The organism is Gordonia sp. 852002-51296_SCH5728562-b (assembly GCF_001665475.1).
GTDB lineage: Bacteria > Actinomycetota > Actinomycetes > Mycobacteriales > Mycobacteriaceae > Gordonia > Gordonia sputi.
Map to the genome: position 1 here is coordinate 1 of NZ_LZMI01000126.1, position 16,578 is coordinate 16,578.

The 16,578-nt window shown below is 66.4% G+C and carries 14 protein-coding genes; 6 read left to right on the forward strand and 8 right to left on the reverse strand.

Annotation, left to right across the window (positions count from 1 at the left end; genetic code table 11):
- Positions 1 to 117: 117 nt before the first annotated feature.
- Both A5766_RS20635 and A5766_RS20640 read right to left on the reverse strand, forming a co-directional pair.
- Positions 118 to 1,341 (reverse strand): acetyl-CoA C-acetyltransferase, encoded by a 1,224-nt coding sequence (locus A5766_RS20635; protein ID WP_064863223.1) that lies wholly within the window; start codon positions 1,339 to 1,341, stop codon positions 118 to 120.
- Positions 1,342 to 1,388: 47 nt separating this feature from the next.
- The gene (locus tag A5766_RS20640) at positions 1,389 to 2,018 is read right to left on the reverse strand and encodes a TetR/AcrR family transcriptional regulator (RefSeq protein WP_064906201.1); all 630 of its coding nucleotides are present in this window, start codon (positions 2,016 to 2,018) and stop codon (positions 1,389 to 1,391) included.
- 68 nt (positions 2,019 to 2,086) lie between these two features.
- Here A5766_RS20640 and A5766_RS20645 point away from each other — a divergent pair, with 68 nt between their 5' ends.
- Complete coding sequence (locus A5766_RS20645) at positions 2,087 to 3,478, forward strand: DHA2 family efflux MFS transporter permease subunit (RefSeq protein WP_064906204.1); 1,392 nt, start codon at positions 2,087 to 2,089, stop codon at positions 3,476 to 3,478.
- On the opposite strand, the gene A5766_RS20650 is transcribed toward A5766_RS20645, so the two are convergent.
- Together A5766_RS20650 and A5766_RS20655 are read right to left on the reverse strand one after the other, a co-directional pair.
- Positions 3,471 to 4,229 carry a LamB/YcsF family protein gene (locus tag A5766_RS20650; RefSeq protein ID WP_064906206.1) on the reverse strand — a complete coding sequence of 253 codons (759 nt, stop codon included), beginning with the start codon at positions 4,227 to 4,229 and terminating at the stop codon, positions 3,471 to 3,473. The two genes, A5766_RS20645 and A5766_RS20650, sit on opposite strands and share 8 nt — an antisense overlap.
- Positions 4,226 to 5,146, reverse strand: coding sequence for an SGNH/GDSL hydrolase family protein (locus A5766_RS20655; RefSeq protein ID WP_064906208.1), 921 nt, complete (start codon positions 5,144 to 5,146; stop codon positions 4,226 to 4,228). Before A5766_RS20655 ends, A5766_RS20650 begins: the two co-directional genes overlap by 4 nt.
- A gap of 62 nt (positions 5,147 to 5,208) precedes the next feature.
- Between A5766_RS20655 and A5766_RS20660 the strand changes: the two genes are divergently transcribed.
- From A5766_RS20660 to ilvA, 3 genes are all read left to right on the forward strand, one after another.
- A complete protein-coding gene (locus A5766_RS20660) occupies positions 5,209 to 6,609 on the forward strand; it encodes a cystathionine beta-synthase (RefSeq protein ID WP_005202088.1) in 1,401 nt (466 codons plus the stop codon).
- Between the two features lie 33 nt (positions 6,610 to 6,642).
- Positions 6,643 to 7,797 (forward strand): cystathionine gamma-synthase, encoded by a 1,155-nt coding sequence (locus tag A5766_RS20665; RefSeq protein WP_064906210.1) that lies wholly within the window; start codon positions 6,643 to 6,645, stop codon positions 7,795 to 7,797.
- 77 nt (positions 7,798 to 7,874) lie between these two features.
- On the forward strand, positions 7,875 to 9,071 hold the full coding sequence (ilvA, locus tag A5766_RS20670) for a threonine ammonia-lyase (protein ID WP_064906211.1): 1,197 nt from the start codon (positions 7,875 to 7,877) through the stop codon (positions 9,069 to 9,071).
- Positions 9,072 to 9,097: 26 nt separating this feature from the next.
- Here the strand turns inward: ilvA and A5766_RS20675 are convergent, their stop codons facing one another.
- The gene (locus A5766_RS20675; protein ID WP_064906213.1) at positions 9,098 to 9,613 is read right to left on the reverse strand and encodes an SRPBCC family protein; all 516 of its coding nucleotides are present in this window, start codon (positions 9,611 to 9,613) and stop codon (positions 9,098 to 9,100) included.
- 91 nt (positions 9,614 to 9,704) lie between these two features.
- On the opposite strand from A5766_RS20675, the gene A5766_RS20680 reads away from it, so the two are divergent.
- Positions 9,705 to 13,001 (forward strand): AfsR/SARP family transcriptional regulator, encoded by a 3,297-nt coding sequence (locus A5766_RS20680; protein WP_064906215.1) that lies wholly within the window; start codon positions 9,705 to 9,707, stop codon positions 12,999 to 13,001.
- A gap of 86 nt (positions 13,002 to 13,087) precedes the next feature.
- Here the strand turns inward: A5766_RS20680 and A5766_RS20685 are convergent, their stop codons facing one another.
- The 3 genes from A5766_RS20685 to A5766_RS20695 all read right to left on the reverse strand — a co-directional run bounded on the left by A5766_RS20685 (position 13,088) and on the right by A5766_RS20695 (position 15,443).
- Positions 13,088 to 13,924 carry an ABC transporter permease gene (locus tag A5766_RS20685; RefSeq protein WP_005202077.1) on the reverse strand — a complete coding sequence of 279 codons (837 nt, stop codon included), beginning with the start codon at positions 13,922 to 13,924 and terminating at the stop codon, positions 13,088 to 13,090.
- The gene (locus A5766_RS20690; protein ID WP_064906217.1) at positions 13,921 to 14,985 is read right to left on the reverse strand and encodes an ATP-binding cassette domain-containing protein; all 1,065 of its coding nucleotides are present in this window, start codon (positions 14,983 to 14,985) and stop codon (positions 13,921 to 13,923) included. The genes A5766_RS20685 and A5766_RS20690 overlap by 4 nt, the downstream gene beginning before the upstream one ends.
- Before the next feature lie 128 nt (positions 14,986 to 15,113).
- Positions 15,114 to 15,443 (reverse strand): hypothetical protein, encoded by a 330-nt coding sequence (locus tag A5766_RS20695; RefSeq protein WP_005202075.1) that lies wholly within the window; start codon positions 15,441 to 15,443, stop codon positions 15,114 to 15,116.
- A 166-nt stretch (positions 15,444 to 15,609) separates the two neighbouring features.
- Here A5766_RS20695 and A5766_RS20700 point away from each other — a divergent pair, with 166 nt between their 5' ends.
- A complete protein-coding gene (locus A5766_RS20700) occupies positions 15,610 to 16,512 on the forward strand; it encodes a hypothetical protein (RefSeq protein ID WP_231894755.1) in 903 nt (300 codons plus the stop codon).
- The last annotated feature ends 66 nt before the right edge of the window (positions 16,513 to 16,578 follow it).

A 16,578-nucleotide genomic window follows, 5' to 3' on the forward strand; every position in this document is an offset into this window, starting at 1 on the left:
GATACCCCAGCCGAGCGTTTGCGTGATCTAATCACCACCAACTAACAGCAGTGTTGCGCCGACCCCTTGAAACCGCCTTCGTGGAGTGCGGGGCCGCGGTGCTGTGATGGGGTCTGGTCAGCTCAGGCGCTCGAGCACCATCGCCATGCCCTGGCCACCGCCGACGCACATCGTCTCGATGCCGAACGTCTTGTCGTAGGTCTGCAGGTTGTTGAGCAGCGTGGTGGTGATACGCGCACCGGTCATGCCGAAGGGGTGGCCGAGCGCGATGGCGCCGCCGGACACGTTCAGCTTGTCGTGGTCGATGCCGAGCTCGTTTGCCGAACCGATGACCTGCACGGCGAATGCCTCGTTGATCTCGAACAGGTCGATGTCGGAGATCGACTTACCCGCGACGCGAAGCACCTTGCGGACGGCCTCGATGGGCCCGAGGCCCATGATCTCGGGTGAGAGTCCGGTCGCGGCGGTGGCGACGACGCGCGCGAGCGGGGTCAGGCCGAGTTCCTTGGCCTTGGTGTCGCTCATGATGACCAGCGCGGCCGCGCCGTCGTTCAGCGGGCAGGCGTTGCCGGCGGTGATGGTGCCGTCGGGGCGGAAGACGGGCTTGAGCTGCGAGATCTTCTCGTAGGTCGTGCCCGGTCGGGGGCCGTCGTCGGTGCTGACGACGGTGCCGTCGGCCAGCGTGATCGGGTCGATCTCGCGCTCGAAGAATCCGGCCTTGATGGCCTCCTCTGCGCGGTTCTGGCTGCGCACGCCCCAGTGGTCCTGGTCTTCACGCGAGATGCCGGTGAAGCTCGCGACGTTCTCGGCGGTCTGACCCATCGCGATGTACACGTCGGGGATCAGGCCGTCTTCTCGGGGATCGTGCCACGCGGGAGCGCCGCCCTCGGCGGAGCGTTCGGTGCGGGCCAGCGCCTCGTCGAACAGCGGGTTCTTGGAATCGGGAGCACCGTCGGCGCCGCCGGAGATGGCGAAGCTCGACACGCTCTCGACGCCACCGGAGATGAACACATCACCCTCGCCGGCCTTGATGGCGTGCAGGGCCATGCGGGTGGTCTGCAACGACGACGAGCAGTAGCGGTTCACGGTGACACCGGGGATGTGATCGAAGCCGAGTTCGACGCCGAGCACGCGGGCGATGTTGTAGCCGCCCTGGCCGCCGGGCTGGCCGATTCCCCAGTGGATGTCTTCGATTTCCTTGGGGTCGAGCTCGGGGACCTTGGCGAGAAGTGCGGTGACGATCTGTCGAGAGAGTTCGTCGGGACGAACGTCTTTGAGGGATCCCTTTCCGGCGCGGCCGATCGGGGAGCGGGCATGGGCAACGATGACAGCTTCAGGCATGTGAAACACGTTACTGGACAGCTCGGGTGTCAGAAGAGCCGGATTTGTCACTCGTCGGAGCGCGGAGCCTTCGATGCGGTATCCGGTTGGACGAGAGGCAAGAAGACGTCGTCGACGATGGTGCGCAGAACGTCGTCGGACACGGGTTTCAGGGACATGAGTACCTCGTAGCGATAGAGGTCGGCAGGCAGCGCGATGGCCCGCTCGGTCACATGTGCCGGGTCCACCTCGCCCCGAGCGATCGCACGCTCGACGATGGTGGCCATGGTCGACGCCCGATCGCCGATGAACAGCGCGCGAACCTCACGGGGGGTGGTGGCGCCTTCGGCGAAGTACTCGCCGAGACTCGACGCCATCATGACCACGAAATCGGCGCGAGTGTCATTCATGTCGCGCAGCGCTTCGAGGACGTCGTCACGCAGATTTCCGGTGTCGGGTACGACGACCTCGACCTGCCGCCCACGATGCGAGATCGCGGCGCGCAGCAGGTCGCCGCGTGTTGCCCACCGGCGATAGAGCACGGGCCTGCTGGTTCCGGCTCGTTCGGCGACGGCCTCGAAGGTCAGCCCCGAGTAGCCGCGGTCGAGCAGTTGCTCCCACGCGGCGTCGAGGATGGCGGCCTCGAGTTCGGCGCCCCGGCGTCGTGTGGGGTTGGCGTCCTGGTGTTCAAGATCCACTTGCGTATCTTATCGCGCCAGCCTATCGTCGAAAATAAGATACACAAATGATTCTTAAAGGGGTTCCCATGACGGCAACAACGTCCCCGGCCCAGACCATCGATCCCGCGACGCGTCGTGTCGCGTGGGCTGTGATCATCGGTCTGATCGCACCGATCCTCGACACCACGATCACCACCATCGCGCTCGAGACGCTCGGCCGAGACCTCGACGTTCCGGTGTCGACGATCCAGTGGGTCAGTACCGGATACCTGCTGGCGCTCGCCGTCGCGGTGCCGTTGGCGGATTGGGCGGCAACGCGATTCGGGTCACGCGTCGCTTGGATCGCGGGGCTGCTGATCTTCCTGCTCGGCTCGGTCTTGTGCGCAGTGGCATGGGATGCGCCGTCGCTCATCGCATTTCGTGTTCTACAGGGCCTCGGCGCCGGACTGATCATGCCGCTGATGATGTCGATCCTGGTGTCGGCCAGTCGTGGAGTGGCGCTCGGACAGGTCATCGCTCTGGTGTCGATGCCGACCGCGCTGGGGCCGATCCTGGGTCCCGTGCTCGGTGGCGTGATCCTGAACTGGCTCAACTGGCGGTGGCTCTTTCTCATCAACGTCCCGATCGTGGCGGTCGCGCTCTACCTCGCGCGGCGTATCCCCGACGATGACCGCACCCGCGGCGCCGACGATCACCACGCTCACCTAGATGTCGTCGGATTACTGCTTCTCGCACCGGGTTTGGCGCTGATCCTGCTCGGGCTCTCCAATGCCCACGCGGGCTTCGTCAGTCGGAGTGTGATGATTCCGCTGGTCGTCGGCGTGATCGCGCTGGGAGTGTTCGTGGTGCGCAGCCTGGTGTCTGTGCGCCAGGGGATCGTCGACATCCGTATTCTTGCTCATCGCGCAGTTGCCGCGTCGTCGGCCGGACTGTTCGCATTCGGCATCGCATCGTTCGGGGCAATGTTCCTGCTGCCCTTGTTCTTTCAGCAGGTGTTCGGCGACTCGGTGCTCCGGGCGGCGCTCTATCTGATCCCGCAAGGCGTCGGAGCGTTCGTGACCCGCGGGCTGGCGGGAAAGTTGACCGACCGGTTCGGCGGGCGCTGGGTGGCGGCGTGCGGGTTCGTGATCGTGGCGGCCGCGACCGTGCCGTTCGCGTTCGCCGATGCGGGAACCTCGGTGGTCTGGTTGATGATCGCCTTGCTGCTCCGTGGCCTCGGGCTCGGGTTGCTGTTGTCGCCGATCATGGCCGCGGGCTTCATCGGCGTCCCCGACTCCGCGCGTCAGGACACCAGCATGCTCACCCGGATCACCCAGCAACTCGGCGGCTCCTTCGGCACCGCGATCCTCGCCGTCGTGGTCATGTCGGCTGCCTCTGCGGCAGCCGGTTTCTCCGCGGCGTTCTGGTGGTCGGTGGTGTTCGCGCTGGTAGGCGCCGTGCTCGCGCTGACGCTGCCGTCGCGGCCCGCGCTCACGTGAACGGCGTGATCTCGATGCCCCCGGCGGTCAGCAGTTCACGGGTGGCCACCGCCATCGCGACAGCGGCTGGGCTGTCGCCGTGCAGGCAGACGGAGTCGACGTCGATCCGTATCGTGTCGCCTTCGATGGAGTCGACGACGCCGTCGGAGACCATGCGCATCACCCGCTTGGCGACCGCCGCAGGATCGTCGAGGACTGCGCCCGGTTCGCGGCGGGAGACCAAGGTGCCGTCGGAGTGGTACGCCCGATCCGCGAAAGCTTCTCGGACCGTAGGTATTCCGCGATCCGAAGCGATCTCGAGTAGCAGTGACCCCGGCAAGCCGAGTACGGGGAGGTGTGGATCGACCGAGGCTATCGCGTCGACCACGGCACGCGCGTGCACGTCGTGGTGAACGGCTGTGTTGTACAGCGCCCCATGTGGTTTGACGTAGCTGACCGTGCCGCCGGCGGCGCGAGCAATGGCCTGCAGTCCGCCGATCTGGTAGACGACGTCGTCGGTCAACTCCGTGTGTGTGGCGTCGACGAACCGCCGCCCGAAGCCCGCGAGGTCCCGATAGCTGACCTGTGCACCGATGCGGACACCGTTCGCGAGTGCACTGCGACATGTTCGTGCCAACGTGCTCGGATCGCCCGCGTGAAAACCGCAGGCAACGTTGGCGCTGGTGACCACCTCGAGCACGGCGTCGTCGTCGCCGAGCTCCCAGCGGCCGAACGACTCGCCGACGTCGCTGTTGAGATCGATGTGCGTCATTCGACGGTCCGTGCGCGCCGCAGCAGGCGGGACATGAATTTGCTGGCGGGGACGGTCTCCGACATCTCGGGCGGCTCGGGCAGCGGTGCCGGTCCCCATTCACCGATCTCCTCGAGGACCGGGGGAGTGAGGATCGCCGCGGCGAGCTCGTATCCGGCCGCGGACGGGTGGAAGTGGTCGGGCGAGAACATGTGATCGGGCTTCGCCTTGAATTCCTCGGAGAGCAGATCGGCCAGCGGAACGGCGACGCCTCCCGCGCTGCGCACCGCTGACTGCTGGCGGGCAGCGAGCCGCAGGCCCCAGATGCGCAGCACCGACCGCAGCGGCTGCGGGATCGCGGTGATCACGCCGAAGTCGGGGCAGGTGCCGACGACGACCACCGCGCCCGTCTCGCGCAGTCGGCGGACGGCGGCTCCCAGGCGATTCGCCGACGCCCGGATGCCGTTGGTGGCGGTCACGTCGTTGGCGCCGACCAGGATGACCGCGACGTCGGGTCGATGTCCCGCGATCAACATCGCGTCGATCTGCGCGCCGAGGCCTTTCGACGTCGCGCCGACGATGGCCTTGTTGCTGTAGCGGATGACCCGACCGGTGTCGGCCGCGACGCGACGGGCGACGCGCACGCCGGGGGTGTCGTCTGCCGACTCGACGCCGAGTCCCGCGGCCGTCGAATCGCCGAACACGGTCAGGTGCAGATCGGCAGGGGTATCGCGGGTGACGCGTAGCGGCTCGCCGCCGTCGGGGAGGTAGATGCCGTCGCCGTTGGGGGCGTTGTCGGTGCGGTGCGGGATGGTGGTTCTGGCTTGTTGTGCCTGCCAGACCAGCACGTTGTATGCCGCCCACGTGGCGCCGGCCCCTGCGGCCGTCGCGGTCGCTGCGGCACTGACATCGCGGAGGACGTGACGCGAATCGGACACGCGTCCCAGCTTAGCGGCAAGTCGAATGTGGACGGCTTGCGACGCTCTGGGACCATAGAAGTATGCGCATCGCCAATCACGTCGTCGACCTGGTGGGCAACACACCACTGGTCAAGCTCAACTCGGTGACCTCCCCCGGATCGGGGCTGGTCGCGGCCAAGGTCGAATACCTCAATCCCGGCGGCAGCAGCAAAGACCGGATCGCCGTGCGGATGGTCGACGCTGCGGAGAAGTCGGGGGAGCTGAAGCCCGGCGGCACGATCGTCGAGCCGACGTCGGGCAACACCGGTGTCGGGCTGGCGCTCGTCGCGCAGCAGCGCGGATACAAGTGCATCTTCGTGTGCCCCGACAAGGTCGGCGAGGACAAGCGCAACGTGCTGCGTGCCTACGGCGCCGAGGTTGTCGTGTGCCCGACGGCCGTCCCGCCGGAACACCCCGACAGCTACTACAGCGTCTCCGATCGTCTGGTCCGTGAGGTCGACGGCGCGTGGAAGCCCAATCAGTACTCCAACCCCGCCGGTCCGCAGAGCCACTACGAGACCACCGGCCCGGAGATCTGGCGCGACACCGACGGCACCATCACGCACTTCGTCGCGGGTGTCGGCACCGGCGGCACCATCACCGGCACCGGCCGCTATCTCAAGGAGATCTCCGACGGCAAGGTCAAGGTCGTCGGCGTCGACCCAGAGGGTTCGGTCTACTCCGGCGGCACCGGGCGCCCGTACCTCGTCGAGGGTGTCGGTGAGGATTTCTGGCCCGACGCCTACGACCCGAGCATCCCCGACGAGATCATCGCGGTCTCCGACGCCGACTCATTCGACATGACCCGACGCCTCGCCCGCGAAGAGGGGCTGCTCGTCGGCGGCTCCTGCGGTATGGCGGTCGTCGCGGCACTGCAGGTGGCGCAGCGAGAGGGCCCCGACTCCGTCGTGGTGGTCCTGCTGCCCGACGGTGGGCGCGGCTACATGGCCAAGATCTTCAACGACGAGTGGATGAGCAGCTACGGCTTCCTGCGCACCCCGCTCGACGGCGACAAGCCGGAGCTGCTCGTCGGAGATGTGTTGCGCGGCAAGACCGGTACGCTTCCCGACCTCGTGCACACGCACCCCCAGGAGACGCTGCGCGACGCGATCGAGATCCTCCGCGAGTACGGGGTGTCGCAGATGCCGGTCGTCGGCGCCGAGCCGCCGGTGATGGCGGGCGAGGTTGCAGGCGCGGTCACCGAACGTGACCTGCTCTCGGCGGTATTCGAGGGTCGTGCGAACCTCGCCGATCCCGTGTCGGCGCACATGGGAGATCCGTTCCCGCTCATCGGTTCCGGTGAGCCGGTGTCCGCGGCGACCAAGGCGCTCGGCGAGTCCGACGCACTCATGGTCGTCGAGGACGGAAAACCGATCGGCGTCATCACCCGACATGATCTGCTGGCATTCGTCAGCACCCATCCGACGATCACCGCCGGTTAGCGTCCAAATCATCACTCAGCGAGGAGTTCTCACGTGAAGAAGTACCAGCGTCCACGCGGCTTTTCCACCGAAGCCATCCACGCAGGCTACGACCCCGACCCGCAGACCGGCGCGGTGAACGTCCCGGTCTACGCGAGTTCGACGTTCGCACAGGACGGCGTCGGCGGTCTACGTGACGGATTCGAGTACGCGCGTACCGGAAATCCGACGCGTCGCGTGCTCGAGGCGAACGTCGCCGCGATCGAGGGCGGCACGTACGGACGCGGTTTCTCCTCAGGCATGGCTGCCACCGACGCGCTGCTGCGCGCATCGCTACGTCCCGGCGACCACCTCGTGATCCCGAACGACGCCTACGGCGGCACCTTCCGCCTGATCGACAAGGTCTTCACGCAGTGGGGCATCGACTACTCCGTGGCGCCGGTCAGCGACATCGACGCGGTACGCGCGGCGATCACCCCGAAGACCAAACTCGTGTGGGTCGAGACGCCGACCAATCCGCTGCTGAACGTCGGCGACATCGCCCGACTCGGTGAGGTCGCGCACGAGGGGCAGGCAAAACTGGTGGTGGACAACACCTTTGCGACACCGTACCTGCAGCGTCCGCTGGAGCTGGGCGCCGACGTCGTGCTGCACTCCACCACCAAGTACCTCGGCGGACACTCCGACGTCGTCGGTGGCGCACTGGTTACCGACGACGAGCAACTCGACTCCGACATCGCGTTCCTGCAGAACGGTGCGGGCGCTGTGCCGGGCCCGTTCGATGCCTACCTGACGATGCGCGGCATCAAGACGCTCGCGGTCCGCATGGAGCGGCATTGCGACAACGCCGAGAAGGTCGCCGAGTACCTCAACCGTCACGACAATATCGAGCGCGTGCTCTACCCGGGCGATCCCTCGCATCCCGGATACGAGGTCGCCGCCAAGCAGATGAAGCGCTTCGGCGGGATGGTCTCGGTGCTGGTGTCCGGCGGCATCGAGGACGCCAAGAAGTTCTGCGCGCGCACCGAGGTGTTCACCCTCGCCGAGTCGCTGGGCGGCGTCGAATCGCTGATCGAGCATCCTGGTGCGATGACCCACGCATCGACCGCCGGGTCGTTGCTCGAGGTGCCCGAGAACCTGGTGCGTCTGTCGGTCGGCATCGAAGACATCGACGACATCCTCGCCGACCTGGAGCAAGCGCTGCAGTAGGCCGCACTCCTCGTGTCTGGGTACCGCTGTGGGTTGCGCTGCGTGAGGCATCGCAACCGCGTACGTTGACGCTCATCATGCTGATCACACAGTCCGAGATCGACGACGCCGCGGCCGTGTTGGCGCCCGTGATGCGCCGCACACCGATGGTGGCGTCGCGGGTGTTGTCCGAGCGCAGCGGCTCCGACGTCTGGCTCAAGTGCGAGAACCTGCAGCGCACAGGATCGTTCAAGCCGCGAGGGGCGTTCTACCGGATCTCGCGGCTCACGCCCGAGGAGCGTGCCACGGGTGTCGTCGCGGCCAGCGCGGGCAACCACGCACAGGGCGTGGCGTGGTCGGCCGCGCACCTGGGCATCACCTCGCGCGTCTACATGCCGGTGGGTGCCGCTCTGCCGAAGTTGGCCGCCACCAAGGCATATGGGGCCGAGGTTGTGCTCGTCGGTGAGACGATCGACGAATCACTGGTCGCCGCACGAGCTTTCGCCGAAGAGACCGGCGCTACGCTGATCCACCCGTTCGATCATCGCGACATCGTGGCGGGTCAGGCGACCGTCGGTGTCGAGATCTGTGAGCAGATGCCCGACGTCGGCTCGATCGTCGTGCCGCTTGGCGGAGGTGGGCTGCTCGCCGGGATCGCCGCGGCGGTCAAGGCCAGGCGCCCCGACGTGCGGATCATCGGTGTCCAGGCGGCGCAGGCGGCGGCATGGCCGACGTCGCTGCAGGAAGACATGCCCATCGCGGCGACGCACATGTCGACGATGGCCGACGGTATCGCCGTCGCGCTGCCCGGCGACGTTCCGTTCGCGCACGTCCGTGAGCTCGTCGACGAGGTGGTCACGGTCGACGAGGCGCAGTTGGCCACTGCGCTGCTCCTGCTGCTCGAACGCGCGAAGTTGCTCGTCGAACCCGCGGGCGCCGCGGGCGTCGCCGCGCTGATGAGTTTCGATCTCGACCTGCCGGGACCGATCTGCGTCGTCGCGTCCGGCGGCAACATCGACCCGCTCGTGCTCAGCCACGTGACCACGGCGGGGTTGACCGCGTCCGGTCGTTTCCTCACGGTCACCGCCACGATTCCCGACCGCCCGGGTGGCCTCATCTCATTGCTCGAACTGCTCCGTGAGAAAGGAGCGAGCGTCGTCGACGTCGTGCATTCGCGTGTCGCCGACGACCTGCAGCTCGGCGAGGTGCAGGTGACGGTCAGCGCCGAGACCAGGGGAGCAGAGCACCAGGAGGCTGTGCGTGCCGCGCTCGCCGACGCAGGCTTTCTGCGCTGACGGTTGTCCCGGCGAGCAGCGTCGGATCAGACCTGCGGACGCAGCGTCGAGAAGTGGCGCAGGGTGTCGGTTTCGACCGTCTTGAACACCGATGCCGCCGTGGGTGCGCTGAACAGCCTGACGGGTTTGGCTCCGGTCGCGAGTTCGAGAGCGAAGCGCCACACGAGTCGGCAGCCGACGTCGGCGCTGCTGACCTCGGTCAGTTCGCCGAACCGCGACAGGCCGGGTACGGTCACCGATTCTCCGCGAAATGCGTTGCGGTAGTGGTGTTCTCCTGGCTCCTCGACCCAGTCGAAGAAGTATTCGGAGAGTGCGACGCCGGGACCGAGTTTGGCCTGACGGGTCGTGCCGACCCCGTACGGCGGTGGCGAGGTGAACTCGATGCCCCTGATCGCCCGGCACCAGTCGAGTGTGTGCTGGCGCGTCAGTTCTGCCCAGGCGCGTTCGGGCGTGACCGGCAGGTGGACGTCGATGCGATAGCTCACCGGTGCCGTGTCGAAGAAGTCGAGATCGAATGAGTTGAGTGCGTAGCTGCGCGCCATCGTGTCATTCAAGCACGGTGCCGCACGGTCTTTCGGCGATACGTCCAGCGCGGGCGCTCGTGATACATACCGCGGGGGCTAATCTGGCACAGTGTCCGCCCCCGCAACAACCGTGATCGGTCTGCTCGGTCCCGTCGCCGCAGGCGTGTCCGCGGCGCCGGATTCGCCGCTGACGCCGGATGATCTGGTGGCGGTTCCGGGTATCCGTGCCAAGAGGTTGTTGGCATCGCTGGCGCTGGCCGGTGGACGCACCCGTTCGACTGAGCGGCTCATCGACGATGTGTGGGGCGACGATCCGCCACGGTCACCGGGTGCGGCGCTGCACACCCAGATCTCGCGGCTGCGTGGCGTCCTCGGAGCCGGGCGCATCGAAGCGTCGGGAAGCGGGTATCGCCTGGTCGGCGCCCGCACCGACATCGAGATCGTCGACGACCTCATCGCACAGGGCGCCGCAGCCGCGCTCGACGACGCCGCGTCGTGGTGGCGGGGCGAGCCGGGCGACGACCTCGGAGACGAGGCCGCACCGCTGATCGGCGAGATCCGCGCACGAGCCACACATGTCGAAGACGCGCTCAACCGTGCCCGCAGCACGGTTGCGATGAACGCCGGCGATTACACAACGGCGCGGGAGATCGCCGAACAACGTTGTGCACGTGACCCGTTGGATGAAACGGCAGCACTTGACCTGATGCGTGCACTTGCCGGCGAGGGACGTATCGCCGATGCGCTCGCCGTGTACGCCGCGCTGCGCCGCCGACTATCGACAGAGTTGGGGGTCGACCCAGGGTCGACGATCACCGAGTTCCACAACGCGCTTCTCGCCGAGGGAGAACTCGATGTTCGACGACCCGCTCCGAGTCCGCGACGCTCGAGCATGCAAGCGGGTCTGCTGGTGGAGACGAGCGACCTCATCGGGCGCGAGGGCGACGTCGCGTCGATCCTCGAGCAGCTGAAGGCGAATCGCGTCGTCACCATCCAAGGACCGGGCGGAGTGGGCAAGACGCGGGTGGCCAACCGCGTCGGACACCGCCTCGTCGACGAGGGATCCTCGGTCTACTACGTGCCGCTCGCACCGATCCGCAACGACGACGACGTGGTGCCCGCCATCGCCGCGACACTAGGAGTCGGTGAATCAGACCTCGGCACCAACGCCCGACCCCGCATCGCGCCGACCGGCGATCTGCAGGACCGATTGATCGACGCCCTGCGTGGGCGGGACGCGCTGCTGATCCTGGACAACTGCGAGCAGATCATCGAGCGGTGTGCACGCCTGGTGGCCGATCTGCTCGCCGCCGACTCGTCGTTGAAGATCCTGGTCACGAGCCGTTCGCCGCTGATGCTGCCCGCCGAGCAGATCTTCGGGTTGCCGACGCTCGACGTCACCGACGACGGCGCCGCGGTCGAATTGTTCGTCACCCGTGCCCGCGCGGTGCGGCCCGACGCCGATTTGCCGCACGAATCCGTTGCGCAACTGTGCCGGCATCTCGACGGCCTACCGTTGGCAATCGAGTTGGCGGCAGCCCGAATTCGCACGATGACGGTCGAGGAGATCACCGATCGGTTGACGGAGCGATTCGCACTGCTTCGCGGGACGGACCGCAGCGCTCCCGACCGGCATCGCACGCTGCGGGCCGTGATCGATTGGAGCTGGGACCTTCTCGACGACGATGCGCGTGAGGCGCTGCGCCGACTGTGCAGATTTCCGGCCGGGTTCACGGTTGACGCGGCGGGAATCGTGCTGGGCTATCGCGGTTTTCGGCTCGACGACACGCTCGCCTCGCTGGTCAATCAGTCGTTGCTGACCGTGATCGAGGCCGACGGTCGGGTGCGGTATCGGATGCTGGAGATGGTGCGCGAGTTCGGCGAGGAGAAACTCGCGGCGGAGCCGGGGCTGTCATCGGAGGTCAACTCCGCGATGCGTGAGTGGGGCAGATCCGTTGCGTCGGAGGCGGTTGCCGGCTACGAGTCCGGTGTCGACGCAGGGCTGATGACCCGCGTGGCCGCCGACGTCGACAATCTCGTCTGGGTGCTCCGCCACTGCACGGAGACGATAGGTACGGGGGTGATCGCGCACGGCGAGAAGGACGACTCGGAGGTGGTCGACGCCGTCGACTGTGCGGTGCGGATCTTTCCGATCCTCGCCGGGTTCTGGATGGCGCGTGGCCTGCACGCGGAGATCATGAACTGGGGGTCGCGGCTGATCGACGTGTTGCCGACGCCTCCTCGTGACCTGTCCGATGAGCGGCGGCGTGATTGGGAGGCAACGGTTCTCGCGTCGATGACGCACCAGATGCTGCGCCAAGACCTTCGAGAGCTCGCACGTGCACGGTACTACCTGCGACGACTGCACAATCCCGCTCGGATCTATCTCGAGCCAACCGAACTGATGACCGCGTGCGTGCTGAGTCGGAGCACGACCGAAGCCATCCGCTACATCGTGCGTGGTACCCAGAGTTCCGATGAGCGGGTCGCGACGACAGCGCTCGGCGGACGAATGAATCTTGCCGAGAACCTCGGACGTCTGGACAAGGCGGAATGCGACGGAGAGATTCTGCGCAAGCGGTCGCGGCTCGGGAGTGACCACTGGATGTCGGCGATGTCTCAGGTGAGTCTCGGCGGAATCCACAGTCAGCAGGCGAATTGGTCTGCCGCCGTTGACTTTTATCGGGGCGGAATCGCCGACCTGGTCCGACTGGGTTCCTTCGAGGACGAGATGCAGACCCGCTGCTACCTCGCGGTGACGCTGATCAATCTGGGCCAACTCGACGCCGCAGAAGAACAATTGGTGCACGTCGCCGACGGCTGGACGCCCGAGGATCCCGATCCGCGCGGGTTTCCGGAGGTTTTCGCCGGAATGATGTTGGCGATCGGCGAACTCCGTTACGCGCGTGGAGATCTCGCTGATGCTGCGGCGATGTTCGCCCGGGCGGGCGACCTGCTGTTGCGCGAGCATCCGATGGCGGCGCGAGATCCCGGGGCCGCGATGCTGATCGGTGTTGCCGCCATCGGTCTGGTGCGCACGGAGCAGCTTGATCGTGCACGTGCGCTGCTGCCCGTGCTCGCCGCGGGTGTCGCAGAGACGCTGTCGCCGAGTGGGTGGACCGACATTCCTCAGTCTGCGAACCTCGCGCTCGCAACGGGATACGTGTTGTGCGACAGGAGCGAGACCAGGCACGATGGCGCTCGGCTACTGATGCTAGGCAAACGATTGAAGGCTCGTGTCGACTATCCGGGCTACTACGCCGTCGTGACCGATCTGGTCGGTGCGTCGAAGCTGACGCAGGATGAGTGGGACGACGTCACCTCCGATATCCCGAGCATGTCGCGCCGACGTGCGACCGAGGAACTCGCCGAACTGCTCGTGTCGAAGGCGCCCCGCCTGGCCTGAGATCACACAGAGCGACGGGCCCGCCGCTTGGCAGGCCCGTCGCTGTGTGTTGGAAGGCGCTGTGTAATGGTTAGGCGCTGTGCTGGTCAGGCGTTGCGCATGTATGCGCGCACGGCGAGCGGGGCAAAGACCGCGGTGATGACCGCAGCGCCTGCGAGCGCCCACACCACATGGATGCCTGCGTGTCCGGTCGCGGTGAGCTCACGCACCGCGGTGACGAGGTGGCTCACCGGATTGACGTTCACGAATGCCTGCAACCAGCCCGGCATCGTGTCGACGGGAACAAACGCGTTTGACATGAAGGTCAACGGGAAGACGACGAGCATCGAGATTCCCTGCACGGCAGAGGCTTTGCTCATGATGCAACCCATGAGTGCGAAGATCCAGGAGACGGCGAAGCTGCACACCATGACCAGGACAACCGACGCAATGACACCGAGGACGTTCGGACGCCAGCCCATGATGAGGCCCATCACGACAGTGATGATGCTTGCGATGAGGTAGCGGATCACGTCGGCGAGCAAGGCTCCCGCCAGGGGACTGATACGTGCGATCGGCAGCGAGCGGAATCGGTCGAAGACGCCCTTGTCCATGTCCTCGCGCAACTGCGTTCCGGTCACGATGGAGCTCATCACCACGGTCTGCACGAGGATGCCCGGGATGATGACGGGAAGATAGGACGAGACGTTGCCACTGATGGCACCGCCGAAGATGTAGGTGAACATCACCGTGAAGATGATCGGCATGATGGTCACGTCGAACAGTTGCTCGGGGTTGTGCCGGAGCTTGAGCACGCCGCGGTAGGCCATCGTCAACGACTGACGTGCGGTCTCCGCAAGCGAGACGGACTGCTTCGCCCGTGCTCGGATGGCGCCGGTGGTGATGGCCGCGGGCGTGGCGGCTCGGGGGAGTGCGGTGGTCATCGGAGGTCCTCCTGCTGCGCGGCTGCGTCGTCGGTAGGGGCTGTGTCTCGAGAATCGGCGGGGTCCTGAGGGTCGGCAGGCTTGCCGGTGAGGGTGAGGAACACCTCGTCGAGACTCGGTTTCTGGACGTTGATCTCGTCGAGGGTGATGCCGTCGGAGCGCATCGCGATCAGGACGTCTGGTACGAGATCCGGACGATGCAGTGGAGCGGAGATCCTGCCTGCTTCTGCCGAGAGTGTCGCGGGCTCGCCCAGAACGCGTTCGACGATCTCAGCGACGCGCGGGGCGTCCGACCGTTCCAGAGGTGCGAGTTGCAGTGTCGCCGCGCCGACCGAGTTCTTCAGTGCGTCGGCGGTGTCGTCGGCGATGACACGACCGTGGTCGATCACCGCGATGCGATCGGCGAGTTGGTCCGCCTCGTCGAGGTACTGGGTTGTCAGCAGCACGGTTGCGCCGTCGGCGACGAGCCGGCGGATGGTGTCCCACATCTGGGCGCGGGTGCGCGGGTCGAGTCCGGTGGTCGGCTCGTCGAGGAACAGCAGGGGTGGGGTGTCGATGAGGCTTGCCGCGAGGTCGAGGCGTCGACGCATGCCGCCGGAGAAGTCCTTGAGTGGGCGGTCGGCGGCTTCGGTGAGGGAGAACTCGTCGAGCAGTTCGTCGGCTCGGACCTTCGCGGCCTTCCGCGAGAAGCCGAGCAGCAGCGCGAAGACGATGAGGTTCTGTCTCGCCGTCAGGTCTTCGTCGACGGAGGCGTACTGGCCGGTAACGCCGACCAGCGAGCGGACGGCCGTCGAATCGTGCACGACGTCGTAGCCGAAGATCTTGGCCGAGCCCGCGTCTGGTCGTAGGAGCGTGGCCAGCATGCTGACAGTGGTCGTCTTGCCCGCTCCGTTGGGGCCGAGGACGCCGTACACAGAACCGGTCGGAACCGCCAGATCGACTCCGTCGACGGCTCGGTTAGAGCCGAATTGCTTGACCAATCCGCGTGCATCGATGGCAAGTTCGGACCCGAGGGGGTTCGACGCGCTCGTTGCCGCAGTGGTGGTGGTTGTCGTAGTCATGGCATCAAGCCTGTACTACGCGACTGTCGTGGGCCTTACGTCATCTGTCATGCGGTGGCGTCGATGACTTTCTGGCGTCTGATCTGCGGTGTCGGAATCTGCGGTGGCCGGCGGTGGGGCAGCAGAGGTCACGCCGCGGATGCGGAGTGCGTCGAGTCGCGGTGAGGAGCGGTCGCCAGGTCGGCTTCGTAACGTATGACCGCTGCGACGTGTCCGAGGCGGTGTTCGACGATCATGATCGCCTCCGCCAGCTGTGTCGTGTCGTCGACGTCGGCGACCAGCGCGACGGTGTGGCCGTTGTTGCGCAACATGAACGGCACGACGTCGTAGTAGTTGCTGCTGACCACGGCAACCGGCGTGCCCTCGTCGAACAGGGTCTTGGCGTAATGGGAAACGAGGGCGTCGTCGTCGAGGACGACGAGCGGAACGTCGGGGATTGGCTGCTTGTGCATCTTCATGGTCCGTCCTCCTTTGGATGGTTGAATGCTCTGACTACACGATGAACGCGCAGGTTAGCGAGGGTCTGGGGCAGAGCTGTGGATAACCTGTGACCCGTTGTGATGTGCGCGTTGCCTGTGGATGGGCGCGGTGACTCCCGGCGTGATCAGGCTTAGCGTGCAGCGCATGGGGAGACGAAATCACAAGTCACGCAAGCCAACTGTCGGCCGCAAGCGCAACGGCACCACCGGCAGTGATCGGGAGTATCACGCCGCTACCCGACGACAGCTCAATCGGATTCCGTGGGCGGCGTCGGGCATGCCCGACGTTCAGGCCGCCCTGGTCCACGCCTTCCGCGGGCTGGCCGAGGAGTGGGCGGCGTACATACGCCCGGTCGGCGTGCGGATGCTCCACGCGATGGCGCGCTTCGATCAGTACCGGGACGGGGATCTCGCACTCACCGAGGACGAATGCGCCGATCTCGCCGAGGACTACATCGAGAGCGTCGACCTCTACAAGATGCTGCGCGGACTCCTCGGCCGCGCCGATACGTCCGCCGAGGTTCTTTCGAGGGTCTCGCCGATCTGGGTGCCCGAGTCGGTCACCGGCGAGGCGCGGTCCGCAGACGGCGGTGCGGGCATTCGCGTACTACCCGAACTGGGCACCGCCGGGCTCCTCGTCTTCGAGAAGCCACTGACCCGTATGACGGAGGGGCCGCTACCCAACGGGCTCATCACGCCGACCGTCGACGTCGACGCCGTGCTGTGGTGGTCGCACGCCGAATTCGCCGACATCGGGCTCGGGGGAGCGTGCACGAAGGAGGATACGACGACATGCGGGTCGTTCGAGGTGCAGCCGTTGACCCGCAGCCGCGACCTGCAGCCGCTGCGCGGCGAGGCATGGCGACTATCGCTGGTGACCGAGGTGGCCAACTACAGTGTCGAACCGGGTGACGACATGTCGAGCGTGCCGTCGGGTAGGCCGCTTTTCCAGATGCTCGACGGCCTCGGAGTCACGCTGGAGCGCAGCGACATTCAGGTTTCCGAGGAATCGGGCGCGCTGACCATCAGGCGCGACGACGCTGCGTGAGATCGGCTGCGCCACACCTACATGTGGACCTTATCGAAGGAGTTGGGTGCTGCAGCACCCAACTCC